The following is a 24,796-nucleotide window of genomic DNA, read 5'->3' as shown; positions in this document are numbered from 1 at the left end:
GACTAACACATCTGACCGTTTATGGACCAAATCTTTTATCATGCTTACCGTATGTAATCTGCTGCTGTTTATCGGTCTGCAGATGACGCTCTCCACCCTGCCGGTGTATGCCGAGGGGAATCTGAATGCTTCTTCTGTACAGGTGAGTCTTGTTACCAGCCTGTTCGCACTCAGCGCAATTGCTTCACGTTTATTTGCCGGCAAGGCTATGGAAAAAGGCGGCCGCAATCTGCTGATTTTCCTGGGGCTTGCCATTTCCCTGGCTGCTGTAATCGGCTATTACTTTTCAGGAACCATTGTCATCCTGCTGCTGATGCGTATGCTGTTCGGCATCGGCTTCGGAATGGCCAGCACAGCTTTTCCGACAATGGCGTCTGATGTTATCCCTATCCGGCGTATGGGTGAGGGTATGGGCTACTTCGGATTGTCCACAAGTCTGGCCATGTCCGCCGGCCCGCTGATCGGGCTCAGCCTGCTGCAGGGGCCGGGGTTTGGATCGCTTCTCCTATGCACAGGACTGGCGCTTGCCCTGATTGTCCCGCTCGGCTACAGCTTAACGAGAGGCCTGCCTGCGCATCATAAGGAACCTGCTCCTGAACCGGTTACCGGTCCCAAAGGGGGCGTTTTCCGCAAGCTGCTGATTCCCAGTATCCTGAATCTGCTTCTGTCCATCTCTTATGGCGGACTGCTGGGTTTCCTGGCTTTATACGGCGCTGAGATTCACCTGGATCATATCGCTTATTTTTTCTTGTTTAATGCTGTTGCAATCGTAATTATCCGGCCCCTGTCCGGTAAAATCTATGACCGTTTCGGCCCGGCAGCCCTGCTGATCCCAGGCAGCCTGTTCATTATCGGCGGTCTGCTGCTGCTCTCCTTTGCTTCATCCACTGCCGCCCTCTTCCCTGCTGCACTGTGCTACGGCATCGGCTTCGGGTCGATGCAGCCGGCCCTGCAGACCTGGATGATCCAGTCTGTGGACGCCCGACAGCGCGGAACGGCCAACGGCATGTTCTTCAACTCCCTGGATTTTGGTGTTGCCGTCGGAACCATGCTGCTCGGCTCGGTGGCGCTGTATAACTCCTACGCCGTCATGTACCGCTATTCGGCGCTGGCTCCAGCGCTATTGCTGGTCATTTATATTGTTATCCTGTTCAACCGGCGCCGCAGCCGGCTGGCCAACAGCAGTTCCACCTTGGCGCGCCCGTAAACACGGTTAATATCACTCTATAACACTAAAGGCCATCCCGCCAGTGAATACTGTGCGGAATGGCCTTCTTCTATGAATGGATTCAGTCCTGCAGCCGGCCTGCGGCTACGGATTCTCTTACTGACGCAGGCATAAAATGATTCGGCTGCCCAAGACTGTAAATGTGCAGCAGATGCATGGCCCGTGTGCAGGCGGTATAGAACAGCTTGCGTTCATTTTCCCGTCCGTATTTTTCTTCCGACCCGTCGTAGATGATAACCGCGTCGAATTCCACACCTTTGGCCAGATAGGCCGGCAGCACCAGCGTTCCCTTCTGGAAGTTAGGGGTATCCTTTGTCACCAGCCTCACCGGGATCTTATGCTGCAGCTTGTCATGGACTTCTGCGCTTTCCTCCGCAGTTTTACAGATAACCGCCACATAATGGTAGCCCTTGGCATGCAGGTCGAGAATATCCTTCTCTATGGCCTCCAGCAGCCGGGACTCGCTGTCCACCACATTCAGCAGGGGCACCTCACCTTTGCGGTTGAACGGAACGATCCGTTCGCCCCCCGGAATCATTGCCCGCGTAAACTCCACAATTTCATAAGTCGAACGGTAGCTTCGGGTCAGGGAAATGACCTCCGTATTCTCTTCTCCATAGACACTGACAAGGCTTGCCAGTTCCCCCAGCACTTCACCCTGGGCATAGATCGCCTGGTTCAAATCACCGAGGACAGTCATCTTCGCCCGCGGGAACAGGCGGCGCATGAATTCCAGCTGGAACGGCGAATAATCCTGAACCTCGTCGACGATCACATGCCTGATTTGCGTGTTGGTGCGGAAGCCCTGGCTCAGCTCCTTCAAATACAGGAACGGTGTCGCATCCTCATAGGCAAGCTCATTGGCAGCCATGGATTTCAGTGTCAGCCGGCTGATGTCATCCCAGACCTCCGGAAGCTCATTGGCGCTGCCGCTGCTAAGGCTGTCCATCAAATCACGGTCGGAGAAAAGCCTGCTGTACAGCCCTTTTACATCGACGAACCGCCCACGTTTGGTCCAGCCGCGCAGCGGCTTCAGGCGCTGGCTGACGACATAGCGGGCCAGCTGGCTTTTCTCGGTTTCAAAATCATCAAAGCTTTCATCATGCGCACCGCCCTTGCGGCGCACACTCTGATAAGCCCGTTGGTAGTCACTTGTATCGAGCAGCTCAATCTGCTCCTCAACCCAGGCAGCCTTGCGCTCTTCTACGCCGAATGCGGCAATCTTTTTGAGCAGCCAGCCTGTCATCAGATCAATCCGGTTCGCCAGTCTGATATTGGAATCATAGGTGTAGAACTGGCGCTCCATTTCCTCCTTGCTGACCACCGCTTTACCCTGGAAGGTTAATGGCTTGAACAGCATCCCTTTATGTTCCAGCATGTCCACATACCTGCGGATCACATCCAGGAAAGCGACGGAGGATTTGTAGCGTATTCCCTCCCTGCGGAGGTTAGCCTGTGGGCCATCCGGTGTCCCCAGCAGGCTTTCGGTCTGGCTGAAGACGTCCTCAAGCTGAAACTCCTGGCCCAGCCTGTGCTCCAGATACATTTGAAAGGTCGTCTGCTGCATGTTCTCCTCGCCCAGCTCCGGAAGCACTGTAGATACATAGCTGTTAAACAGCGGATTCGGTGAAAAAAGCAGCATCTGATCAGCCTGCAGCACCTCGCGGTATTTATAGAGCAGATAGGCTACACGCTGCAGCGCCGCTGAGGTCTTGCCGCTTCCTGCAGCACCCTGGACAATCAGCATTCGGCTTTTGTCATTGCGGATTACCGCATTCTGTTCTTTCTGGATCGTCGCTACAATGTTCTTCATCCGGTCATCCGCACTGTGGCTGAGCACCTGCTGCAGCAGCTCGTCGCCGATAGTCATACCTGTATCGAACATCACTTCGATTACGCCTTCATCGATCACGAATTGGCGCTTCAGCTCCATATTTCCGCTTACCAGCCCTCCAGGAGTATCATAGGATGCCGGTCCGGGTGCTCCGTCGTAATACAGGCTGGAGATCGGCGCACGCCAGTCATAGATGAGAAAATTGCCGTTATCCTCCATCAATGAACCGATTCCCAGATAAATCCGCTCGGCAGCTGCATCCGAGGTCTCTGCAAAGTCGATCCGTCCGAAATAGGGGGACACGACCAGCTTTTTATATTTTTTGAGTGCTTTGCTGGATTGTAAATGATGGCGTTCGCGCTCATTAAGAATTTGCGCCTGCTGCCGCAGGCTTGTTGAAGTTTCACCCAGATCATCCGGGCTGCTGAAATTCACTGTCACTTCTTCCCAGAAATCTTTACGCATATCCACTACATCTGTCCGGTGGAGCCCGAGCTCCTCCGACAGCCCGCGGATATGGGATTTAAGCAGAGCCGTTATGTCTGTCACCCTCGCTTGTTCTTCCTTCCATTCCTGTTCCTGTTTCTCCACTGCAATTCATCCCCTTTTAAAGGCTGCATTTCATTCGTGAAATTAACTATTCCTTATCCTCGGCATGGGCTCGGTTGATATGCTCCGCAACCTTATCCAGCCGTTCCAGCTGATATCCATAATCATAGATAGCGGCAGCAACTACTGAAAGACGCAGCTGTCCGGATTTCTCGGGATTATATCCGCGGATTGCGGCCTCCAGAAAACGGTCATTATCCTCTCCCAGCGGCTCCGAATCGTTCGCACCCGGCTTCAGCTTGTCTTCGAATTTGAGCAAAATATACTCATGATATTTAATCAGCTGCTCCAGATGCCTGTCGAACAATTCATCGGTACGTTCGGTACGTTCCGCCTGAAAATAATGCTGATCCACAGCCTCTAGCACCTCAAAGCCCTTTTGCAGCGAATTGAGCAGGTTTTTGTATACGACCATCTGCCGGGTCTGGCTGTACTTGGCTCTTCTCAGCTGCTTCTGCTCTTCCTCGAATAAGGCGTATTTGTCTGCCAGCGATTTGATGGAGCCCGCAAGGGCATTTTTCTCATCCCGGAATACACTTTCCTTCATCTCATGCGAAACTGCAGTACGCAGCAGCAGGGACAGGCTGGCAAAGACATTTTCTATCTGCTGTATATATTGTTTGCGCGGCTTCGGCGGAAAAACCGTAATATTAATAATAAAAGCAGACACAATACCAGTCAGTGTAAGCAAAAAACGCGTTAACGCAAACTCCCACTGCCCTGAAGCTTCCATCACGGATATCACTGTAACCAGTGTCAGGCCAATGGTGTCGGCGCGGTTCATCTTCATGCTGATCATAATGACCAGAATACATACAAGCCCGACTGCTATAGGTTCATTGGACAGCAGCATCCCGCCTAATAGCGCGATAACCGCTCCCATCGTACTGGTCTGAATCTGATCCAAAAAGTAACGCCAGGACCTGTAAATGGAGGGCTGCATGGCGAAAATCGCTGCAATCGCCGCACCTACAGGCGAGCTGAAATTAAGCAGAACGGATAAATAAAGTGCGAGCGTAACTGCCATTCCTGTTTTGAGTATGCGGGCACCAAACGCCAAAACCATCCCTCCTTGATTTAGTAACTGCATATTCTTCATGCGATGTATGTATATCCTTGTGATCTTCGGTCAATCTCTAATAGGGTACAAGTATTCATTACCCATGCAGGGGGCCGGCGAATTTTTAGTATGGCTTAAACCGGCTTACGGAATTCCTTAAGCTTCCAGAGATACTATGTACAGCAGTTCCCACATCCATCACACGAGGTGAAAACATGAGCAACAGGATTTCCAGAATTACAGTGTTCACAGCAGCCGTTATGCTCAGTCTTGCTCCGGCAGCTGCTTATGGGGATAGCAGCGCGGGAACTATAACTTCACCTGCAGAGAGCAGCGTGCAATCCGGTAAAGGCCATCACCCGCATCCACACCAAGCCCGAGGCTTCAGAGCCGGAGGACATTTCATAGTGAATGAAACAGCAAGACTCCTGGAAATGGACCGGGCTGAACTGGTAACCAGTCTCAAGAACGGAAAAACCCTTTATGCTATTGCCAAAGAGAAAAAGGGCTGGACTGAAGACCAGTATATTCAAAAGCTGAGCGAAGCGGCAGGCCGGAAGCTGGATGATTCCCTTCAGAAGGGCCAGTTGAATCCGGATGAGCTCAAAAAACTGAAAGCCGGATTACCGGCTTTGCTGAAGCTTAGTATTGAGAGCGCTGCGCAGTCCCGTACAGGCAGCCAGACAGGGCATCCTTCAGGAGAAAAGACCCCGTAAGATGCTTCCTGCTGTCTGCAAAGCGCGAAGGCTGAACGCCGTATATCTATAAAAATGAATTGCGGATACTCGCAGATTGCGGGTATCCGTTTTTTTTATGCCAGCGGACCGCTCAGACCTGCCGCGATTTACGGTAAGCCTCAAAGATACCGATAGACAGCATCAGCCAGGCACCGCTGGCCGCATAACCGCCGATAACATCACTCGGGTAATGCACACCCAGATAGATCCGGCTCCAGCCTATCCCTCCTGTCATAAGCACCGTAAATATAATCAGAAATATGCGCTGCAGGTGATTTCTCATATGCCTCCAAAGCAGATAAGCGATTCCTCCGTACATAGAGAAGGCTGCCATGGAATGTCCGCTGGGAAAGCTGTATCCTACCTCTTCAATCAGCCGGTGAATGCTGGGCCGCTCCCGCTGAAACCACAATTTCATCATTGTATTCAGTGTATATGAGCCAACAGCGACCCATATGAACAGAACCAGCTCCATCCGGTGATGCAGGACAAAAAACAGCAGCAGCATCGTAACCAGCGCAATGCCGATGGCAAGCCTGGAGGAGCCGACCAGCGATAACCCCTTGGCGAAGGCTGTCAGTGCCGGGGACTCCATAGATTGTATGAAATCAATGATCATGTTATCAAAACCAGCCGTTAAATTCAGCATGACTAACGTTGCAATGACAGCAAAAGCCAAAGCGAACCCTAAAAAATTGCGAAAACCTCTGGACCAGTTACGATAATAAAGCATATGTACCCCCTTGTCTATTTTGGGCCTGCCGGGGAGATTTCCTGAGAAGGTCTTTCCCATGCTATAATTGAAAAAGTAATTCAATTCCTAAAAGATGGAGTGCTGCCAAAGTGGAAAGCCTGAAACTGCAGGAACGTTTGTTGAACCAATGCATTTCAACAAAGGTACCCGTAACGATTTTTACAACGAACGGAGTCAAAATGCAGGGCACCGTAACCTCTTACGATGCCTACACGATCACATTGCAGGGCCAGGGTGACGGCAGGCAAAATGTCCTCTTCAAATCGGCAGTCTCCACGGTCGTGCCGCTTAAACCTGTCTCCCTTAAATAAGGGGACAGCCCTTCCGCCATTTTGTAATGATACCCTATCAGCGGCAATTCAAAAGGAACACCGGGACATACTGCTCCCGCTGTTCCTTTTGCCGTATTATAACCGCTTATACGTACCAGGTCTTATCTTGCAAATACCGCCGGCTTGATGCATACCGGTTTGGAAGCCTCCGCAGTATTTCCGGTAAAGGTAAGCTTTCCGCTTGCCTGATCCAGTGAGAAGACAACCAGGTTGTTGGCATCACGGTTGGCTACGATCAGATAACCTCCGTCAGGCGTCACGGTAAAGTGGCGCGGGTGGCCTCCGCGGGTGGATACATGCTCGACCAGCGTCAGCTCAGCAGTCTGAGGATTCACAGCGTATACGACGATACTGTCATGACCGCGGTTGGCGCCGTACAGGTACAGCCCGTCCGCCGAGAGGGCGATCTCGGAGCAGGTATTTTCTTCTTTGTCCTGGTAATCTGCAGGCAGTGTCGGTACAGTCGCTATGGTCTGCAGTGTGCCTGCAGCTTCATCATATGTAAACGAAGTGATGGTGGAGTCCACCTCATTGATTACATAAGCCGATTTGCCGTCCGGATGAAAGACGAAATGGCGCGGTCCGGCCCCGGGATGAAGTGAGGTCTCTCCATGAGCCGCAAGCGTCCCCGTTTCCCGGTCAATCCGGTAGGAACGGATAATATCCAGGCCAAGATCTGATACGAACAAGTAACGACCGTCCGGACTGAATACCGCGGAGTGCGGATGCGGCCGGTCCTGGCGTTCAGGATGCGCACCATGGCCGGTATGCTGTGCTGTATCAATCAGCTTCAGAGGCTGGCCGTCTTCATCCAGCGATATTAACCCGATGCTTCCGCCGTGGTAACTGCAGACGACAAGATGTCCGCCTTCCGGTTCTCTTGCAATGTGGCAGGTTGTTGTTTGACCTTTTCCCTCGGACGGCATCGTCTTAATCCGCTTCAGTTCAGTCAGCATGCCCTCTTTAGGGTCAATGGCGAAGGTAACCACCTCACCCTGTTTTCCGCCATCCCCGTTCGGAATCTCCCCAATGGCATACAGCCGCAGCTTTTCAGGATCTACATTTACAAAGGTAGGATTGGTGATACCCTCTACTTTATCCAGAAGTACAAGTGTACCCCCTGCTTCTCCGTTGAATTCAAACACCTGAACCCCGCTCTCTGCGGCATTTGCATAGGAGCCTGTAAATAACAGCAGCTTAGTATTCTCATTCATCTAGATGATCCCCCTCCATGAATTTAAGTATTAATTAAAAATACAGCCATCTATATAATTTACCGTTTTTCAGCGTCTATGACAAATGCAACGTGAAAATTAACAAAAAACATTTCAAAAATAAGACTTCTCAAAACCGGGGAGATATGCTATAATGAAAGCGCTAACATCCATGTTAATTTTAATAAAGGGGGAACACGAATGAGCAGCCTGCTGGAAGCCAGAAACGTATATGAGGACTTCGAGGTGGAGACGGACATTCTGTTCTTTAAGGTCGGAGATCACGACCTGGTCATTTTTCACGGCAGAAACTACAATATCAAAAAGAGAATGACTGCCGAGCAGCTTAACCGTTTATTGTCCAATTCATGTTATTACCATGTCTACGGAGGCTGCTATGTGAATCTGCATAAGATCAGCGGCATCGAAGACGACTGCATCTATTTTGGAGAAAAGGGACTGTACGCCAAAAATGTCCGTGTCCCGAGACGGAAGCAGGAAAGTATCCGCCATCAGCTCAGAAGCCTCAGCTCTTAAGCGGTTATAGGTGCGGATATAAGTACACCGGACGAATGCCGGTTGTGGTTTCTTATATCCCCTCAAAATAAGCCGGAAGCGCGTGGTGAAGCCATGCGATCTCCGGTTTTTTTATTTTTCTTAATAAATTCTTAAAAGATAATTCCGCTTTTTTATACTTTCTTAAGGTTTGGAAACCGTATTTCTGGTAAAGTTGTAGAAAGACAGGCAACACCTATATCGAAGGGAGTCATTAATTATAATGGACAAAAAAGATTTTGAAAACGAACACCTGGACAACAATGCAGCACCGGAGGAGAACAACTCTTCCGTAAATAACAATGAGGGATTGGCTGAAGAGGCCGCTCCGGCTCCGGAAGCCAAGAAAGCTCCAGCTGCTGAAGCTCAGCCAAGCGTACCTGTTATGAATAAAGTCGGCGGTACAGGAACTCCTCCTTCAGCTTCCACCTCCAAAGGCGGCAAAGGCTGGATGATCGCTTCTCTTGTTCTTGCAGCAGCCCTGATCATTGTACTGATCAAGCCCCCGTTTGGAAACAGCGGCGATAAGACAGCTGTCGCTACCGTTAACGGTACTGATATTACAAAAGCACAGCTTTATGATAAATTGGTGGAAGCCGGCGGGGAAGCAACGCTCCAGAACCTGATTACAACTACTCTTGTCGGTCAAGAAGCCAAGAAGGCGAATGTGACTGTAACTGATGCCGATATCGATGCAGAGATTGCAGATCTCACAGAGCAATTCGGCGGTGAAGATGCCCTGAACAGCGCACTGGCACAAAGCTCCATGACGATCGACGACCTGAAAAAGCAAATGCCGCTGCAGGTGGAAATCCGCAAAATCCTGGAACCGCAGGTCACTGTGACTGACGAAGAGATCACCAAATACTACGACGAGAACAAAGCCACTCTTAATCAGGAGGCAGAGGTTCAGGCATCCCATATTCTTGTAGCAACCAAAGAAGAAGCTGATGCTATTGTGAAGCAGCTGGCTGAAGGTGCTGATTTTGCAGCATTGGCGGCAGAAAAATCCACAGATACCGGCTCCAAGGATAACGGCGGCGATCTGGGCTTCTTCAAAAAAGGCGATATGGTCCCTGAATTCTCCGATGCCGCATTCGCGCTCAAAGTCGGCGAAACCAGCGGTGCTGTAAAATCCGATTACGGCTATCACATCATTAAAGTGACTGACCGTAAGGAAGCCAAGGAATATACTCTCGAAGAGAAGAAAGAGGAAATCAAGGACACTCTTACTTCGCAGAAGGTATCCGAGATGTCCACAACCTGGCTGCAGGATCTGACTGCCAATGCCAAGATCACCAACACGTTGACCGATGAGCCTGAGGCTACCACGGCTCCTGAAGCAAGCCCTGAAGCAAGTGCAGAGCCTGCTGCAACAGAAGCTCCTGCTGCTGAATAAGGCAGTGCTGAACACGGACGTCTGTTGGACAAGCATACAAAGTTGACTTGAATATGTAAGAGGAGCAGACGCTGGCGTCTGCTCCTCTTTTTGTTAACCGGTCAATGAAGTATAGAATTTTCAGGTATTTTTCTTACGGATCTGCTTGTCATGATTTTCGCCCCACTCCTTGGCCTGGGCCGTGGCAATGGCGATCGCCCTGCCCTCATCGTACCCTTCATCCAGAAGCGCATTGGCAATTTCGATGGCTTTGTTGCGTACAGGGGCCATGAAATTTTTGAGTGAATCCGGATAATCATCCTTATTCCAAGGCATACAAAAACCTCCCTCATCAGGCTATAGTAGTAATTAGCCAGGTTCAGGAGGTTTTAAACAAAGGGAGTAACCCCCTTATTTCAGCACTTTTACGCGGTCTTCAATCGGCTGGAATTCTTTTTCGCCCGGAGGAGTAACTACTTTACCAAATGGCATTTGGGCAATCAGCTTCCATTCTGCCGGAATACCGAAGGTTTCCTTCACTTCATCATCAATAAGCGGGTTATAGTGCTGCAGGGATGCGCCAAGGCCGGCTTCGGAAAATGCTGTCCATACGACAAATTGCAGGATACCGGAAGATTGGTTAGACCAGATCGGGAAGTTCTCGGCATACAGGGCAAAGTTCTCCTGCAGGCTCTTCACCACTGCCTGATCTTCAAAGAACAGAACGGAACCGTAGCCCGCTTTGAACGAAGCAAGCTTTTGCGCAGTACCTTCAAATTGTTCAGCCGGAACGATCTTGCGCAGCGTTTCAGTTGTGATATCCCACAGTTTATCCTGCTGCTCTCCCAGCAGAACAACAGCTCTGGAGCTTTGGGAGTTAAATGAAGTCGGGCTATGTAATACCGCCTCTTCAACGATTGCCTTGATCTGGTCGTCTGAAATAGGGGATTCTTTGCTGATGGCATATACGGAACGTCTTTCTTTTACGGCATCCAAAAAGCTTTTCGACATAAAATAACTACCTCCATTTAATTTAGTAACTAACTTTTTTAAATCTTAACACTTAAATTCCAAAAAAACAATAACTTTTTCATAAAACTTTCCTGCGCCCGCCACTACTATAGTTCAACACTTATTGTCGCTGTAATGAGATGATTTATACACTCCATCCTAATTTCATTAATCATCCCGGCAGTTATTTAAACGCTGTTGCATTTCTGATATACAATCCGGTCATAAATAAGCTACAATGATTCCGCAAAAATGCAGAAGGAAGGTTCAAATGATGAAAAAAAGCGTCGTATCCGCCCTTTCCGCACTGATTTTGACAGGTATTGTGCTGACTGGCTGCAAGGACACAGAACCGTCAGTATTTTCACTGGAGACAGCTGCACAGCCGGAACCATCAAATGGCCCCGTCTCCTTCTGGGTAGCTACCGACCTCCACTATCTGGATAAAGCACTGGAAGACGGCGGAGAAGCTTTTCAAACCTATGTCAATGGCGGAGACGGTAAAATGCTGCCTTACAGCGATGAACTGACCGAAGCGTTTGTCCATGACATCCGGCAGAAGAAACCGGAATTCGTGATCCTAAGCGGAGATCTAACCAACAACGGCGAAGCCGGCAGCCATAAAGAGCTTACAAAGAAGCTGAAGCAGGTCGAGGCGTCGGGAACTTCCGTCTATGTCATTCCAGGCAATCACGATCTGAACAATCCGTGGGCGAGGTCCTTCAAGAATGATAAGCAGCTTAAGTCAGAGCATATCACCGATAAAGACTTCCCCCGCTTATACGGTGACTTTGGTTACAATGAGGCCATTTCCAGAGACCAGAACAGCCTCAGCTATGTTGTAAATGCCGCCCCCGGATTATGGCTGCTGATGCTGGACAGCAACCAGTACCATAACAACGAAAAGTACGGATTTCCGCAGACAGACGGCCGTCTCCTGCCTGAAACTCTGTCCTGGATCGAGGATTGTGTGCAGGAAGCTGCCAGGCAGCATGCCTCCATCATTACAGTAATGCATCATAATCTTCTCAGCCACACTTCCATGCCTGTCTCCGGTTTTAAACTGAATAACAGTCAGGAATCCTTGAAGCGGCTGCGCAAGAACGGGCTGAATCTTGTATTATCCGGACATATCCATATGCAGGATATCCGCAGGGATCCCGGAGCCATCACCGGAGACTCATCCTCCGGCCTGCTTACCGTATATGATATCGCTACAAGCGCGATGGCAGTCAATCCTCACCAATACGGGGAAATGACCTTTGATCCGGCTTCACGTGCAGTTACGTACAAAACCTCTGCAGTTAATGTAGAGGGCTGGGCTGCGGCAAATGGAATTGAAGACGCTAATCTGCTCCACTTTAAAACTTATGCCGAACAGACCTTTGCCAGGAACTCGTATAATAAAGCATTGGAACGGCTGCAGGATGCCCCCTTTACCGAGGACCAAAAGGCTTCTATGGCTGAGGTCATGTCCAGGCTGAATGTGAACTATTTTGCGGGTACTGCCGGCAGTGTATTGGAAGAAATCAAAGCAATGCCCGGGTACAAGCTATGGGAAAACATGGAGGGCGGCTTTATGCCGGGTTATATCCGCAGCATGGCCAGGGAACAGGGCTGGAGCAAGGTGTCGCTTGAAATTATCCTTACCAGACACTAGTTATTGTTAATAGGGGGGATTGGATTGAAACAGAACGGTAAATTCATGGATGGCAGTAATTTTCCTGCCAAGATGGGGCAACCGGCCCGGCGGGCGCTTACACATGCGGGCATCAGCTCTCTGGAGCAGATTGCTGAGCTGGGCGAATCTGAGCTGCTTAAGCTGCATGGCCTTGGACCCAAGACGATCAGACAGCTACGTGAAGCCCTGTCAGCTGCAGGACTGGATTTCAAGAAATAAACAAGGGGCATCCCAAGGAGCCATGTCATGGCTTTTGGGATGCCCCTTTTGTCTTGTAGCAGCTTACGTTAAATTACGGACGGTTAACATAAATATATCCGTACTCATCCGTCTCTACCGTAGCATGCAGACCCTTTGCCAGCACACGGAGCGGCACATAGCCATCTCCGTATTCGTCAACGAATACCGGTTTTGGAAGCTGCACTGCGCTGCCGTTAATCGTAGCCTGTGCAGAGCCGATTTTGAATACAAGCTGGTCGCCGTATACATCTTCGGTTACAACAATGGCCCGGTTGGCAGCATCCCATTCCACTACAGCATCGAGATCCTCTGCTACATAGCGGAGCGGAACATAAGTGGTGCCATTTTCAACGATCGGATAATAGTATTCATCTTCAGGCATAATGACGAGCGATTTAGCAGTGATGCCCAGATCATTCTTGAGCAGATTATACGCGGCTGATTCCGGATCAAAGTTTCTCAGGGTCGCACCAGGTGTAGGAGGTTCTGCCGAGAAATCCAGTGCCCCTTCTTTACTGATGACATCAGCAGTAACCGGACCGTTTAAATTCCAGGTTTCTGTCTCTGACTTCAGAGAGATGCTTTGCAGCGGTAAAAACTCACTGGCCGGAATGGCAACGGAGAGATCAAAGTTTTGCTTACGGACATGGAAACCGCTGTCTACGAACAGATCTACCTTGAGCTTTGTATCCTTGCCCAGAATGGTCGCGAGATCAGGATCAGATTCATAGAGTTTGGCAACCTGTTTGTCATACATCAGAAGCAGGGCATCCACTGCCAGTTTGGCCGCATCATGGACCACAGTGACTACACCTTCTTTATCTTCGAGCGGAATGTCTCCCAAACCAAGATCATCCAGCGCAGCATCCGCTCCGGAAGCCATCAGAACAGGATATAAGTAATCATAGAGACCGCTGAGCAAAGCCTTAAATCCTTCTGTATCCTGTGATACGGATTTCAAAAAGCTTTTCAAGAGGGCCGGCAGCTCTTCACCTGTAATTTCAGTATGTAGCTTAGTCAGGCTCAGCTGTTCGCCGTAGACAGCTTCACTCACCGAAGCAACGCTGATCGTGCCCGGATTCGGAAGATTTTTCACGACAAATTGTGTCAACAGCTTGCTAATATTCTGCGCACCTGAAGGATCTAACCCCTCAGCACCCAGCGCTGCTTCATAGCTTTCGAGCGGGATGTAGTACGGCTGCTTTGCACCTTCCGCTGTAAAAAGGATAGATTCCTGATCCATATACAGGTTAAACGGAACCGTTAACTGCTTGTAGCCGATCGTGCCTGCAGCGGATACATTTCCGTTATTCTGCAGTTTTACGTGAGCCAGGTCCAATGAAAAGGAATTAATGAGATCTACCACTTCCTGATCTTCACTGCTGATTCCCGGAGCAGGAACCGCATTCACCGATAAAGTCATACTGGATTCAGAAGACTTCACATCCAGGTCTCCGAGCAGCGCCTTGTTGACGTCAAACCCGGCTACCGGCTGACAGCCCGCCAGAACCAGCAGAATCGCCAGAATCGGGGCCAACCATTTTGCTCTTGCTTTCATTTTCTTCATAGCATGTCTCCTCTAGCATTAAATTTGTGAAATCTATCCATCATCTCATAAAGAGGAAGGATTTAACATAGACAGCCCAAAGTGCATTATTTACAAAGTTAGCAGACTCCGCCAATCTATAGTTACCCAATATTGGTAATGTATAATCTTAACAATAGCAAGTACAGCTAAATGAGCCGGATAAAAGGACCACCATACCCAGCGCGGAATCCGTCTTTTCTCCAAAGCCTTCAGTGCCCCCGGGGTCAAGGCAATGAACAGGGTCGGCAGAATGCTTGCCATCTGAACCAGCCAGTTGTAGTAGAAGAGGAAAAATACATTCAGTATAAAATGGGCTGCAACAAGCCAGTACGAACGTGCATAGCGGAAAATCAGCACCAGCAAAAGCCCGTAGGCATTGTAATCAAGCGGCAGATAGTCCATTACAAGTACGGCCGCAATGACAACCGGAATCCCGAGCCAAAGGTTAGGCAGTTTATCCAGGATCACCAGCACTATAGCTGACAGGAGCAGTGTGAAGACTACATTCCAGCCGCCGGGATCAAGTGCCATATTGTAAGGAATCTGGGTGATCACAGCAATCAGGAACAGACGCAGCAGATAACGGGGCCGTGATGATGTATGTATATGCCCCTGCACCAGCAAGTAGCAGTAAATCGGAAACGCAATGCGTCCTACCACCCTTAAATACAGCTCGCTTGGAAAAAATATGTAGCCGACATGATCAATCAGCATGGTCAGCATGGCAATAATTTGCAACTATGGCACCCCCTCGTAAACAAATATCCATTTATTATAACATGCCCATACTGTTAATACAGACAAAAAATCCCTGTTAGAACAAAAGACTCTGCGCGTAATTTTCCCCTTCCAGCATATCGTACTGCACCATCCGGTAGTCATCGAGCAGCAGCTGCTGAGCCGCGTCCAATTCACTCCGTTCGCCGTCAGGGCCGATCAGCACATTTTTGCTTAAGCCTGGAAGCTCCTTTCGGACCTGCTCCAGCAGCTTGTAATAAGCCGGCAGGGATTGGCCCGTCAGCCTGAACACCTCAGGTCCGATAAAAGCGGGGCTGAGCGTTCCCAGCGGTTCAGCAGGCAGCTCAAAATTCGCCATCATTAGCAATGTCGTTTCATGTTTAAGCCTGGGCTCCTTGTCCCAGCCTGCGTTCCTATAAATTCCTGCGGATAAAGCGGGCAAATGGTCTCCCCAGAATACAACCACTGTCCTGCGCTCTATGGTCTTTAGCTCCTGCTGCAGATAAGCCAGGGCTTCATCCGTCAATTTGGTGTTTTGCACATAGGTTTCGAACTCATCGGTGTAGGCTGATGGCAGACCTTGTACTTTAATCGTGTTAGGCCCGTTCAGTCCCTTGGTAAAAGGAAAATGGTTCTGCATGGTCACCAGATGCAAAAAGGCCGGCTCCCGGGAGGACTTCAGCTGGCGCACAGCCTCCTCTACAGCAAACTTGTCGGTAATATAACCGGCTGGCGTCATCCGCTCCGCATGCTCCAAATCCTGTTCACTGGTAAAGGAATCGAAACCCAGGACCGGATAGACCCGGTTGCGGTTATAAAAGGTGCCGTCGAACGGATGCAGCGCCAGTGCCCGGTATCCCCTTTCCTTCAGAATGCTGACAATGGAAGGCAGCGAGGACATTTTGACAATCCGCTGCTGATACGGGATCGAGCCGTCCTTCAAAAAGTACATTGACATGCCGGTCAATGCTTCAAACTCAATGTTTGCCGTATTGCCGCCAAATTCAGGTGACAGCATCAGCCCCGAGGGAACCTTCCCCTGCTGCTGATGGATGAATTTCAGCGGATCTTCACTGAACTGATAGTCCGGCAGGCGGGTGGGATCAAAAAACGCCTCGTCCATCATAAATAGAATATTCGGCTGCTCCTCTTTCCCTGCGGCTGCCGGCACATCCGGCAATGCGTTATATTTGGCTGCAATTTCAGCGATTGCATCGCGGCTGTAGCCCTCCGGCTCCTCCATGAGGTTCTGGCGCAAATTGCCGGCAAAGGCAAACAGGAATCCGTTCTGGCTGTAATTGACCTTCTGGTTCCAGAATATATTTTCATATTTCAGTGAGGTAAAGATCTGGGACTGGGAGCCGACCAGGAAAATAAAACCGGCGACTGCTGACGCAGAAACGCCAGTGAGCAGTACCCTGATTTGCAAGCTGATCCGCTGCTTGGGCAGCTTAATAATCAGCCAGGTTAATCCTGCCACCAGGAGCGCGGCTGTTGCAAGCATAAGCGGAGAGACCATTCCTTGGGCAATCCTGCTCATTTCTCCGGCATTTTTAAGCAGCATCAAGTCCCAGGGAAACAGCGGCTCGCCTGTTGTGGACAGCTTCTGATAGCCTGCAAAGCCGGTGATTACCATCAGCAGGCCGGCAGCGGCCGGTCCGATGTATGGGTTAGGCAAGAGCATGGAGCAGACCAGAAGGCCGCAGAACAACAACAGCCCCCCGGCCAGATACAGCCCGTAAAATTCACCTATCCATTCCAGTACACTGTATATATTCATATTAAGCAGCGCTGACTGCATAAAGAAGTTAAGTATAAATCCGCCCGCCAGCAGCGCTAACAGCAATTTTCCCAGCCCTTTGTCCGGCAGTAAAGCTCGCACAGCATTTCCACTCCAATCTGCAGATAAGCATGTATTAGGCGAACATTATACGATAACTTGCTTAAAGAAACCTTAAATTGTTAACTGTATGTAAAAATAATGTAAATCCATTATCATCAGCATAATTTTAGCGCACAAAAAAAAACGGGGCGCAGTTTGGTTCACTGCTCCCCGTTCTATTCACTTAAATATGAATCAGCTTAAGTTATTTTACATACAGACGGCTTGTCTCTTCCCAGTATTCGCCCGGTTCAAGACCGAACAAGCCAATCTCATCAGCCGGAAGATCCACCTTAGGCGCATTGACCAGGTTAATTTGCGGTTCAGGACAGAAGAACCCTTCTGTTGCACCGTTATTCCAGATCATCCACTGCTTGTAGGAAGTGCCTGCATCATATACAAGAGTCGCACCGGACTTCGTATCCTTCAGCTCCATGCGGTTGCGGCCGTTCTGCGGAACAGCTGTGTAATGGTTGTCCATGGATGCATAAAACGGATTCACACCTTCTTCGCGCATGGCGATTTCATCAGCCGTAAGCTCCTGGAAAGCACCTGTAGGCAGCATGCGGTCACTCATCTCCCAGCGCTGGCCGATGGTCAGCTTCACACGGTAATCCTGTGCAGCGCTGTCCGGGGCGAACGGCGCGTTAATGGCCGTATGGAATGCCAGCAGACACGGCATCCGCTCTTCCCCATCATTATGCACCAGCAGCTGCTGGGATAAACCGCCTTCGCCAAGCGTGTAACGCAGCTTAACCGTATATTTGAAAGGCAGGTACTGATAAGACGGATGATTCTCATCTACTTTGATGGCAACCGTAACGAAGCTTTCATGTTTACCGCTGCCGAATTCTTCGACCTCCCAAGCTGCCGTATGTAAAAATCCGTGCAGATGGTTACCTGTTGCCTCCTCATTTACCGGGAGCCGGTAAGTTTTGCCGTTCCACGGAAACTCCCCGTCTTCATAACGGTTAGGAGGGAACAGTACAGGAATCCCATGGATTCCCGGGCTGGCCTTGAAGTCCTCCATCCCTTCTGCTCCCGGCTCATGCAGGAAACGGTAACCGTTTTCGGTATCCCGGAAGCAGATCAGGTTGCCGCCGATCCCCGGCAGGATAGCTGCTTCATAACGTCCGGCTTTTAACCAGACCGCCGCCTCTCCTTCATACTGTCCTTCAAATGCTGTAATCGACATTTAGTAATTCTCCCTTCGAAAAAATCAAAATGACTCTCCACATGTTAGATTACCACATCTGCCCAAGCAGAAACATGGCCTTTTTACAGCTGCTCTACTTCCACGCTCATTACGTGTTCGATTTTTTTCACATCATAGTAAATTTCTGTAGCGTAATCCCGGTCGGGAGTGGACAGTACCATATCGATCAGCTGCCGGCCGTCATCCAGATCCTTGATCTTCATCCGGCGGATCGTGCGCCCGTGATGTCTGTTTTTTCTGGTATCAGTCAGCTCGCCCCCCTCAATCTTCTGAATCACTTCTGTCAGCACATAGTTCTGCTCCATAATGATTTTGACAGAAATCTCATGCTTGTTCAGAACCTCCGGCCCAACCGCTTTAATCAGCAGGGGAACGGCATTAACAGCGAACATCAGCAGAACAACCGCGTAAGCGGCCTCCAGGTAGAAGCCTGCACCCACAGCGATCCCGATTCCCGAAGCCGTCCAGATCAGCGCCGCCGAGGTTAAACCGGAGATGGCATCCCCGCCTCTGCGCAAGATAACGCCGGCGCCCAGAAAACCGATGCCGCTCACAATTTGTGCCGCCAGACGCATCGGGTCCATCGTAGGGTGCTCGGCACCGCCGAACTTGTCATAGGCGTGAATGGAGACCAGAGTCACCAGGCAGCTGGCGATGCTGATGACCATACTGGTCCGAATCCCCAGCGGTTTCTGCTTCAATTGCCGGTCGATACCGATGAACAGCCCGAACAGCATGGCCACAAGCAGCTTGACTATCGATTCCGTGTGCAAATCAATATTAATATCCATGGCTCCCCCTTATAATGTGGAATGAAAACAGATAAAAACAGTATAACTGAAAACCGGGGAATTGCTTATCTTTATTTGGAACAAAAGAAACGGCATTGCCGCTCCTGCTGCAGGGTGGCTTCTGCCGGGCACGGCAGCACATCATGCAGCAGATACGGAAATCCGTTTCTGAATGAAGGAGATACTATTCAAGTCTATTCTATTCCTGCCGGTCCCTGATTAGACTTTTGATCAGCCGTGCAGGAGAGACTCTGCGCCGTCACAATAGATTTCTGTACCTGTAATGTGGTCCGAATCATCGGAAGCCAGGAACAGGGCCAGCTTGCCCACCTGATCCGGACGTCCCGGTCCTTCTTCGAGCGGCTGGTCGCCGTCCGGGAATTCGACTTTAATCTGTACTTCCTTCAGATCATCGGAAGGATACGTGTTATCGTCGATATTCGTTTTAATCGCACCCGGACAGATGGCATTCACGCGGATTTTGTATTGGGCCAGCTCCAGCGCAGCCATTTTCATAAAAGCAACCTGACCTGCCTTGGTGGTGCTGTACGCCGAAAATCCGATGTTGGAGAACACGCGGTTGCCGTTAATGGAGCTGTTGATAAGAATGCTGCCGCCGTTGTCCTTCAGATAAGGGATCGCATATTTAACCGTCGCAAAGGTTCCGCGCAGATTGATATGAATCGTCTGATCCCAGGATTCGATATCCATCGTTTCAATCGGCGCCATCGCACCGTTAATGCCGGCATTGGCAAAAACAACATCCAGCCGTCCCCATTTTTCGGCAGCCTGCTTCACCGCTTCTTCCACCTGCTGAGGCTGTTCAATGTCACATTCGATGACAATAGCCTCTCCGCCTTCTTTTTCGATCTGCTGTCTAACCTTCTCAGCGTTCTCAACTGTGCGGTCGAGCAGAGCCACCTTCGCGCCATTGCGGGCGAATTCAAGAACGGTAGCCCGCCCGATTCCTGAGCCGCCCCCGGTTACGATCGCTACTTTTCCTTCAAGCTTTTTATCTGCCATTTTCCATTCCTCCTACAGTGGTGTTTGCGCTCTCCAGTTAAGTTGTTTCCCTTACCTTTACCTCCCATACTGGGCTGTGAATCGGACGGCAGCTATTTTTGACAAGCTCTGGGGACAGCGATAATATGGTTAGACAAGTCCACCTGACTTCCGGCTCCAAAAACCCGCAGTTATTCTTGCATATGAGGAGAGTGTGAATGATGATGACACATAATGAAGAGATCCGCGGACAGATTTATGACGCCGTATCCGGGCTGTCCGCAGAGACGCTCAATACCAAACCCGCCGGGGGCAAATGGTCTCCCGTCCAGATCATGGAGCATCTGTATCTGATGGAAAAAGCCATCACCGCCGGTATTGTCCAGGCACTTACTGCAAGTGAAGAGACCGTAACAGAACCAAAGCCTTATCAGCTGACGCTCGACCGGAGCCGCTTCATTGACGCACCTCCACATCTTGTCCCTACAGAGGAATTCATTCCTTTAGGTGATTTGCGTGCCCGGCTGGATCAGTCCCGGGCTGAACTTAAGGCCGTGCTTGCGGAGAGCGAAGAGGCGCTCTGGAACCGCAAGGTATATCCGCATCCGGTATTCGGACTGATGGATGTGGCGCAATGGGTGGATTTTATCGGCATCCATGAAGAACGTCATCTCGCGCAGCTTAGAGAAGCTTTAACGCAAATTTAGATCAAAATGAGACAAAGACTTGGACCGCAGCCGTTGCTGCAGTCCAAGTCTTTTGGGTGTGGTGCCGTAGTATTCCCGCTGAAGCCGGCCATTTCATTATCCGAGCATCATCCGGTCATCCGCAAGCTTATGTCCGCTGATCGTCTCAAACTCTCCGAGCAGTCTTTCTACCGTCAAATCCTTTTTGCGGGATTCATCGATATCAAGAATGACCGATCCTTTGTCCATCATGATCAGCCGGTTGCCGAGGCGGATCGCCTGCTCCATGTTATGGGTAACCATCAGGGTCGTGAGCTTCATCTCCCGGACGATGGATTCGGTCAGCTTGGTAATCAATTCGGCACGTGAGGGATCCAGCGCGGCTGTATGCTCATCCAGCAGCAGAATCTGCGGCTGGGTGAAGGTAGCCATCAGAAGGCTCAGCGCCTGCCGTTCACCGCCTGAGAGCATGCCTACCTTAGCTCTGAGCCGGTTCTCCAGACCGATGCCCAGCCGGCTCAGCTGTTCACGGAACAGCGAGCGCTTTGCGGCACTGACCCCGAAGGATAATCCCCGGTTCTGCCCTCTCTTGTAAGCCATAGCCAGATTCTCTTCAATGGTCATATGCGGTGCAGTACCTGCCATCGGATCCTGGAACACCCGTCCGATCCAGCGGGCCCGCTGGAACTCCGGCAGGTGGCTGATCGGGCTTCCTTCAATACGTACTTCACCGAGATCCGGCTTCATAACTCCGGAGATAATATTCATCAGGGTGGACTTGCCTGCACCGTTACTGCCGATGATGGTTACAAAATCTCCTGCCCGGAGTTCAAGATCAATCCCGAGCAGTGCAATCTTCTCATCCGGTGTGCCGGGATTGAACAGCTTCGATACATTATCAAGCTTTAGCATTCGCTGCTCCCCCTTTCTTGCCGAGCTGTGCCTGCTTGGCAAGTTCGGCGCTTCTTCTGCGCGCAGTGCTCTTCTGCTTCAGATGACGCTGAACGGAAGGGAACATCAGAGCTACAATAACTATTATTGCGGTAATCAGCTTCAGATCTGAAGCTTCCAGCCATTCCACCCGCAGGGCGAGCGCAACGACGACACGGTAGACAATCGAGCCCAGCACTGCTGCCAGCGTAGCCCTGAACACGCTTCCTGCTCCAAAGATCGCTTCCCCGATAATAACCGAAGCCAGACCGATAACAATCATTCCTATACCCATAGAGGAATCGGCAAAGGTAGACTCCTGGGCAATCAGCGCTCCCGAAAGTGCTACCAGTCCATTGGACAAGCTGATGCCGAGAATTGTCGTAGTATGTGTATTGACTCCAAAGCTGCGGATCATCCGGGCATTGTCTCCGGTGGCCCGCAGGGCAAGACCGAGATCCGTCCGCAGGAACAGATCCATCAGGATTTTGACCAGCACGACTACAAACGGCATTACGAGCAGAAGATTAACAGAGCTGAACAATGTGTCCTCTCCCATGAGCGAAACGTTAGGTTTGCCCAGAATACGCAAATTAATTGAATAGAGTGCAATCATCATCAGAATCCCCGACAACAGCCCGTTGATCTTGCCTTTGGTATGCAGCAGGCCTGTACACATCCCTGCAAGCATACCTCCCAGCAGGGCACAAAATGTGGCAAGCCACGGAGAATAGCCGTTAGTAATCATCACTGCAGCAATCGCTCCGCCGGTTGTGAAGCTCCCGTCCACAGTCAAATCCGGAAAATCAAGAATCCGGAACGTAATATATACACCTAAAGCCATAAAAGCATAAAGCAGGCCCAGTTCCACGGCCCCGATCATCGAATTATACATGGGTGACTTCCTCCTTCAAGCGGCAAGGGGCGTTCCCACCGGAATCGCCCCATCTGGTCTGGCTCTTATTGAATGATATTATTAGTCTGGTCAACAACTTCAGCCTTCATGGCATCTGTAACTTCAATGCCCTGTGCTTCCGCTGCCTTGAGGTTAAGGATCAGATCCAGCTTCTCCTGCATCGTTACCTTCATATCCCCAGGGTTCGTGCCGTTCTTCAGGATATCTGCAGCCATTTCACCCACCTGGTATCCGTGATCATAGTACTTGAAGCCTACTGTTGCAAAAGCACCTTTCTCAACGGTATCACGGTCAGCCGAGAAGAACGGGATTTTGTTGTCATTGGCAGTCTGGATAATAGTGTCCACGCCGCTTACCACCGAATTGTCCAGGGTGATGTAGAATGCGTCCACACGCCCTACAAGCGATTCAGCCGCCTGCTTCACTTCGGAAGTGTTCGTAATTGCCGCTTTTACAAGCTCAATGCCGTGCTTATCCAGCGCTTCCTTGGCGATACCCGACATCACTACTGCGTTCGGCTCTCCTTCGTTGATGATAAGCCCGAGCTTCTTCACGTCCGGGAATTGTGCGGCGATAAAGTCCATCAGACGCGTAATAGCTTCAGGATTGGTGTCGGAAGCTCCGGTGACATTGCCGCCGGGATGTTCAAGATCGGTCACCAGCTTGGCATCCAGCGGATCTGTTACCGCTGCGAACAGGACCGGTGTTTCTTTGTTAACGTTCTGCACAACCGTTTGGGCGGATGGTGTGGCAATGGCAAGCACAAGATCATTCTTGTCTCCGGCAATCTTCTGTGCGATCGACAGATTGTTGGCCTGGTCGGCCTGTGCGTTCTGCAGATCCACCTTCAGGTTCTCGCCTTCAACAATTCCGGCATCCTTCAGGGCAGCCAGGAAACCTTCACGAGTGGCATCAAGCGACGGGTGCTCTACATACTGTGAAATGGCAATTGTGAAGGAGTCCGTGCTTTCCGTATCCGCCGGCGCATTGGTAGCATTGGCTGCCGTATTCCCTGTGTTAGCGGCGTTGTCCGTGTTGACTGCAGCGTTGTTGCTTCCGCATCCGGATGCTACCAGCATCAAGCACAGGCTGAGGCCTAACCAAATGTTCTTTTTCTTCATCATATAACCCCTTTTCTTTTACGGTATCAGCGCGTGCATCAAAGTGAGCGGTCCAGCATTATCGCTTTCATCTATAAAAGCATTAAAGCAAAAGCTTACATCAGTCTCACATTAAGTACAGCAAATCTATTAAACTTATATTATATGGACACTGTATATCCGTCAATCCTTTATGATCTCTCCATATATTTCAACTGGCGCAATATTACAATTCACGCACAAATCCCCTATGATAAAAAATCGGCCACTGCGCAAACTGTTCTTATAATTTGAACATGGAGCGTGCCAACATGACAATTATGAACCACAAAAAGTTTTTCACGGCTGCCATGCTGCTCGCTGCAGCATTGACGGCCAGCGCATGCGGGTCTTACAGCAGCGAGACGAAACCTAAGGTGAATTCAGTTACTCCTTCCGGTACCTTTGCCGGCAGCTATTATGAGAAATCTCATGTGACTGACAAAGAGGGAAAGTTCTGGATTCCGCTCAAGCCTGCTGCAGCATCGATCGGCTACCGGATGAAAGACGACACCTCCAGCGGCGGTTACGTCAAGCTGGGCTACACGGATGTAATGTACATGCTGCGTCCGAACTCCAAGCAAGTCTTTTCCTTGGGACAAAAGCTTACGCTGCCCGATGCGCCGGTTCGCCGCGACGGCCAGATTTACATCACTCCTACAGCACTCTCCAAGCTCCTGCAGACAGAGGTAGGCTGGAATCCGACCACGGGAGAGATTAATATTGCCACACCTACCGATAAGGATGCCGGAGCTGATAACCGAAATCATGCCCCGGGAACGTTAAGGATTCAAAGTGCATCCAATGTAGATACAGCAGAACTGGTTTCTTATGCCAAAAAATTTCTTGGCGTTCCATACGACTTTGGCGCAGGTTCTTATGAGGACACCAAAAAATTTGACTGCTCCTCTTTTACCAGACATGTATTCAGAAAGTTTGACATTGAACTGCCGCGCCTCGCCCGGGATCAGGATAACGTCGGCAGACGGATATCCCGGGATGAGCTGAAAGCTGGCGATCTTATTTTCTTCACGGTCCCGGGACGCTTTAAAAGCGACGCCGTACCTGGCCATGTAGGCATTTATATTGGAGACGGGAAGTTTATCCATACATGGGGCGAACCGGGGGTACAGATTAGTGAACTGGATACCGGATACTGGGAAAATGTAACGCTGCACATGCAGCGTGTGCTTTAGACTCCCTGATGTAACAAAGAGCTTGGATTCCCTTCAAGGAATTCCAAGCTCTTTATTGTATGCTGAAGCAAGCACGCTT

General features: G+C 50.3%; 24 protein-coding genes. 9 read left to right on the top strand and 15 right to left on the bottom strand.

All coding sequences use genetic code 11. From position 1 onward, the window contains the following. Window positions 1–40 precede the first annotated feature (40 nt). Window positions 41–1,207, top strand: coding sequence for an MFS transporter (locus C2I18_RS24390; RefSeq protein WP_249902225.1), 1,167 nt, complete (start codon window positions 41–43; stop codon window positions 1,205–1,207). Between the two features lie 82 nt (window positions 1,208–1,289). Here C2I18_RS24390 and helD read toward each other — a convergent pair whose 3' ends face one another. Together helD and C2I18_RS24380 are read right to left on the bottom strand one after the other, a co-directional pair. Next, window positions 1,290–3,653: an RNA polymerase recycling motor HelD gene (gene helD, locus C2I18_RS24385; protein ID WP_249898305.1), complete on the bottom strand. Its 2,364-nt coding sequence runs from the start codon at window positions 3,651–3,653 to the stop codon at window positions 1,290–1,292. A 46-nt stretch (window positions 3,654–3,699) separates the two neighbouring features. After that, window positions 3,700–4,731, bottom strand: a complete 1,032-nt coding sequence (locus C2I18_RS24380) for an FUSC family protein (RefSeq protein ID WP_249898304.1) — start codon at window positions 4,729–4,731, stop codon at window positions 3,700–3,702. 215 nt (window positions 4,732–4,946) lie between these two features. Here C2I18_RS24380 and C2I18_RS24375 point away from each other — a divergent pair, with 215 nt between their 5' ends. Next, window positions 4,947–5,447, top strand: a complete 501-nt coding sequence (locus tag C2I18_RS24375; RefSeq protein ID WP_249898303.1) for a hypothetical protein — start codon at window positions 4,947–4,949, stop codon at window positions 5,445–5,447. 112 nt (window positions 5,448–5,559) lie between these two features. On the opposite strand, the gene C2I18_RS24370 is transcribed toward C2I18_RS24375, so the two are convergent. Further along, window positions 5,560–6,201: a phosphatase PAP2 family protein gene (locus tag C2I18_RS24370; RefSeq protein WP_249898302.1), complete on the bottom strand. Its 642-nt coding sequence runs from the start codon at window positions 6,199–6,201 to the stop codon at window positions 5,560–5,562. A gap of 110 nt (window positions 6,202–6,311) precedes the next feature. Between C2I18_RS24370 and hfq the strand changes: the two genes are divergently transcribed. Next, window positions 6,312–6,533, top strand: coding sequence for an RNA chaperone Hfq (hfq, locus tag C2I18_RS24365; protein ID WP_249898301.1), 222 nt, complete (start codon window positions 6,312–6,314; stop codon window positions 6,531–6,533). Window positions 6,534–6,655: 122 nt separating this feature from the next. Here the strand turns inward: hfq and C2I18_RS24360 are convergent, their stop codons facing one another. Further along, window positions 6,656–7,768, bottom strand: coding sequence for a lactonase family protein (locus C2I18_RS24360; protein ID WP_249898300.1), 1,113 nt, complete (start codon window positions 7,766–7,768; stop codon window positions 6,656–6,658). A gap of 201 nt (window positions 7,769–7,969) precedes the next feature. On the opposite strand from C2I18_RS24360, the gene C2I18_RS24355 reads away from it, so the two are divergent. After that, a complete protein-coding gene (locus tag C2I18_RS24355; protein ID WP_249898299.1) occupies window positions 7,970–8,305 on the top strand; it encodes a hypothetical protein in 336 nt (111 codons plus the stop codon). A 241-nt stretch (window positions 8,306–8,546) separates the two neighbouring features. After that, complete coding sequence (locus C2I18_RS24350; RefSeq protein ID WP_249898298.1) at window positions 8,547–9,722, top strand: foldase protein PrsA; 1,176 nt, start codon at window positions 8,547–8,549, stop codon at window positions 9,720–9,722. A gap of 120 nt (window positions 9,723–9,842) precedes the next feature. Here the strand turns inward: C2I18_RS24350 and C2I18_RS24345 are convergent, their stop codons facing one another. Both C2I18_RS24345 and C2I18_RS24340 read right to left on the bottom strand, forming a co-directional pair. Continuing rightward, the gene (locus tag C2I18_RS24345; protein WP_249898297.1) at window positions 9,843–10,037 is read right to left on the bottom strand and encodes a DUF2188 domain-containing protein; all 195 of its coding nucleotides are present in this window, start codon (window positions 10,035–10,037) and stop codon (window positions 9,843–9,845) included. Window positions 10,038–10,112: 75 nt separating this feature from the next. Next, window positions 10,113–10,712, bottom strand: a complete 600-nt coding sequence (locus tag C2I18_RS24340) for a nitroreductase family protein (RefSeq protein ID WP_249898296.1) — start codon at window positions 10,710–10,712, stop codon at window positions 10,113–10,115. A 271-nt stretch (window positions 10,713–10,983) separates the two neighbouring features. Here C2I18_RS24340 and C2I18_RS24335 point away from each other — a divergent pair, with 271 nt between their 5' ends. Beyond that, window positions 10,984–12,372, top strand: a complete 1,389-nt coding sequence (locus tag C2I18_RS24335; RefSeq protein WP_249898295.1) for a metallophosphoesterase — start codon at window positions 10,984–10,986, stop codon at window positions 12,370–12,372. Window positions 12,373–12,396: 24 nt separating this feature from the next. Continuing rightward, entirely contained in the window at window positions 12,397–12,612 is a 216-nt protein-coding gene (locus C2I18_RS24330; protein WP_249898294.1) for a helix-hairpin-helix domain-containing protein, read from the top strand. Window positions 12,613–12,685: 73 nt separating this feature from the next. Here the strand turns inward: C2I18_RS24330 and C2I18_RS24325 are convergent, their stop codons facing one another. The 6 genes from C2I18_RS24325 to C2I18_RS24300 all read right to left on the bottom strand — a co-directional run bounded on the left by C2I18_RS24325 (window position 12,686) and on the right by C2I18_RS24300 (window position 19,871). Further along, window positions 12,686–14,200, bottom strand: coding sequence for a copper amine oxidase N-terminal domain-containing protein (locus C2I18_RS24325; protein ID WP_249898293.1), 1,515 nt, complete (start codon window positions 14,198–14,200; stop codon window positions 12,686–12,688). Between the two features lie 90 nt (window positions 14,201–14,290). After that, window positions 14,291–14,959 carry a TraX family protein gene (locus C2I18_RS24320; RefSeq protein WP_249898292.1) on the bottom strand — a complete coding sequence of 223 codons (669 nt, stop codon included), beginning with the start codon at window positions 14,957–14,959 and terminating at the stop codon, window positions 14,291–14,293. A gap of 76 nt (window positions 14,960–15,035) precedes the next feature. Then, window positions 15,036–16,841 carry an LTA synthase family protein gene (locus tag C2I18_RS24315; protein WP_249898291.1) on the bottom strand — a complete coding sequence of 602 codons (1,806 nt, stop codon included), beginning with the start codon at window positions 16,839–16,841 and terminating at the stop codon, window positions 15,036–15,038. Window positions 16,842–17,046: 205 nt separating this feature from the next. Further along, entirely contained in the window at window positions 17,047–18,036 is a 990-nt protein-coding gene (locus C2I18_RS24310; RefSeq protein ID WP_249898290.1) for an aldose 1-epimerase, read from the bottom strand. An 83-nt stretch (window positions 18,037–18,119) separates the two neighbouring features. Further along, complete coding sequence (locus C2I18_RS24305; protein ID WP_249898289.1) at window positions 18,120–18,848, bottom strand: MgtC/SapB family protein; 729 nt, start codon at window positions 18,846–18,848, stop codon at window positions 18,120–18,122. A gap of 231 nt (window positions 18,849–19,079) precedes the next feature. Beyond that, entirely contained in the window at window positions 19,080–19,871 is a 792-nt protein-coding gene (locus C2I18_RS24300) for an SDR family oxidoreductase (protein ID WP_249898288.1), read from the bottom strand. Between the two features lie 197 nt (window positions 19,872–20,068). Between C2I18_RS24300 and C2I18_RS24295 the strand changes: the two genes are divergently transcribed. After that, the gene (locus tag C2I18_RS24295; protein WP_249898287.1) at window positions 20,069–20,557 is read left to right on the top strand and encodes a DinB family protein; all 489 of its coding nucleotides are present in this window, start codon (window positions 20,069–20,071) and stop codon (window positions 20,555–20,557) included. 96 nt (window positions 20,558–20,653) lie between these two features. Here C2I18_RS24295 and C2I18_RS24290 read toward each other — a convergent pair whose 3' ends face one another. The 3 genes from C2I18_RS24290 to C2I18_RS24280 all read right to left on the bottom strand — a co-directional run bounded on the left by C2I18_RS24290 (window position 20,654) and on the right by C2I18_RS24280 (window position 23,503). Next, window positions 20,654–21,448: an ABC transporter ATP-binding protein gene (locus tag C2I18_RS24290; RefSeq protein ID WP_249898286.1), complete on the bottom strand. Its 795-nt coding sequence runs from the start codon at window positions 21,446–21,448 to the stop codon at window positions 20,654–20,656. Next, entirely contained in the window at window positions 21,435–22,361 is a 927-nt protein-coding gene (locus C2I18_RS24285) for an ABC transporter permease (protein WP_249898285.1), read from the bottom strand. The genes C2I18_RS24290 and C2I18_RS24285 overlap by 14 nt, the downstream gene beginning before the upstream one ends. A gap of 65 nt (window positions 22,362–22,426) precedes the next feature. Further along, complete coding sequence (locus tag C2I18_RS24280) at window positions 22,427–23,503, bottom strand: ABC transporter substrate-binding protein (protein ID WP_249902224.1); 1,077 nt, start codon at window positions 23,501–23,503, stop codon at window positions 22,427–22,429. 290 nt (window positions 23,504–23,793) lie between these two features. On the opposite strand from C2I18_RS24280, the gene C2I18_RS24275 reads away from it, so the two are divergent. Next, the gene (locus C2I18_RS24275) at window positions 23,794–24,717 is read left to right on the top strand and encodes a C40 family peptidase (protein ID WP_249898284.1); all 924 of its coding nucleotides are present in this window, start codon (window positions 23,794–23,796) and stop codon (window positions 24,715–24,717) included. The last annotated feature ends 79 nt before the right edge of the window (window positions 24,718–24,796 follow it).

The sequence above is a fragment of the Paenibacillus sp. PK3_47 genome (genome assembly GCF_023520895.1).
GTDB lineage: Bacteria > Bacillota > Bacilli > Paenibacillales > Paenibacillaceae > Paenibacillus_AQ.
This window is presented reverse-complemented; position numbering and strand designations above follow the sequence as displayed.

What these genes read in the sequence shown, in the direction of transcription:
- C2I18_RS24390 (WP_249902225.1), top strand. Translation starts at nt 41, where the DNA reads ATGCTTACCGTATGTAATCTGCTGCTGTTTATCGGTCTGCAGATGACG.
- C2I18_RS24375 (WP_249898303.1), top strand. Translation starts at nt 4,947, where the DNA reads ATGAGCAACAGGATTTCCAGAATTACAGTGTTCACAGCAGCCGTTATG.
- C2I18_RS24370 (WP_249898302.1), bottom strand. Translation starts at nt 6,201, where the DNA reads ATGCTTTATTATCGTAACTGGTCCAGAGGTTTTCGCAATTTTTTAGGG.
- C2I18_RS24360 (WP_249898300.1), bottom strand. Translation starts at nt 7,768, where the DNA reads ATGAATGAGAATACTAAGCTGCTGTTATTTACAGGCTCCTATGCAAAT.
- C2I18_RS24355 (WP_249898299.1), top strand. Translation starts at nt 7,970, where the DNA reads ATGAGCAGCCTGCTGGAAGCCAGAAACGTATATGAGGACTTCGAGGTG.
- C2I18_RS24350 (WP_249898298.1), top strand. Translation starts at nt 8,547, where the DNA reads ATGGACAAAAAAGATTTTGAAAACGAACACCTGGACAACAATGCAGCA.
- C2I18_RS24345 (WP_249898297.1), bottom strand. Translation starts at nt 10,037, where the DNA reads ATGCCTTGGAATAAGGATGATTATCCGGATTCACTCAAAAATTTCATG.
- C2I18_RS24340 (WP_249898296.1), bottom strand. Translation starts at nt 10,712, where the DNA reads ATGTCGAAAAGCTTTTTGGATGCCGTAAAAGAAAGACGTTCCGTATAT.
- C2I18_RS24335 (WP_249898295.1), top strand. Translation starts at nt 10,984, where the DNA reads ATGATGAAAAAAAGCGTCGTATCCGCCCTTTCCGCACTGATTTTGACA.
- C2I18_RS24325 (WP_249898293.1), bottom strand. Translation starts at nt 14,200, where the DNA reads ATGAAGAAAATGAAAGCAAGAGCAAAATGGTTGGCCCCGATTCTGGCG.
- C2I18_RS24310 (WP_249898290.1), bottom strand. Translation starts at nt 18,036, where the DNA reads ATGTCGATTACAGCATTTGAAGGACAGTATGAAGGAGAGGCGGCGGTC.
- C2I18_RS24305 (WP_249898289.1), bottom strand. Translation starts at nt 18,848, where the DNA reads ATGGATATTAATATTGATTTGCACACGGAATCGATAGTCAAGCTGCTT.
- C2I18_RS24300 (WP_249898288.1), bottom strand. Translation starts at nt 19,871, where the DNA reads ATGGCAGATAAAAAGCTTGAAGGAAAAGTAGCGATCGTAACCGGGGGC.
- C2I18_RS24295 (WP_249898287.1), top strand. Translation starts at nt 20,069, where the DNA reads ATGATGATGACACATAATGAAGAGATCCGCGGACAGATTTATGACGCC.
- C2I18_RS24290 (WP_249898286.1), bottom strand. Translation starts at nt 21,448, where the DNA reads ATGCTAAAGCTTGATAATGTATCGAAGCTGTTCAATCCCGGCACACCG.
- C2I18_RS24285 (WP_249898285.1), bottom strand. Translation starts at nt 22,361, where the DNA reads ATGTATAATTCGATGATCGGGGCCGTGGAACTGGGCCTGCTTTATGCT.
- C2I18_RS24280 (WP_249902224.1), bottom strand. Translation starts at nt 23,503, where the DNA reads ATGAAGAAAAAGAACATTTGGTTAGGCCTCAGCCTGTGCTTGATGCTG.
- C2I18_RS24275 (WP_249898284.1), top strand. Translation starts at nt 23,794, where the DNA reads ATGACAATTATGAACCACAAAAAGTTTTTCACGGCTGCCATGCTGCTC.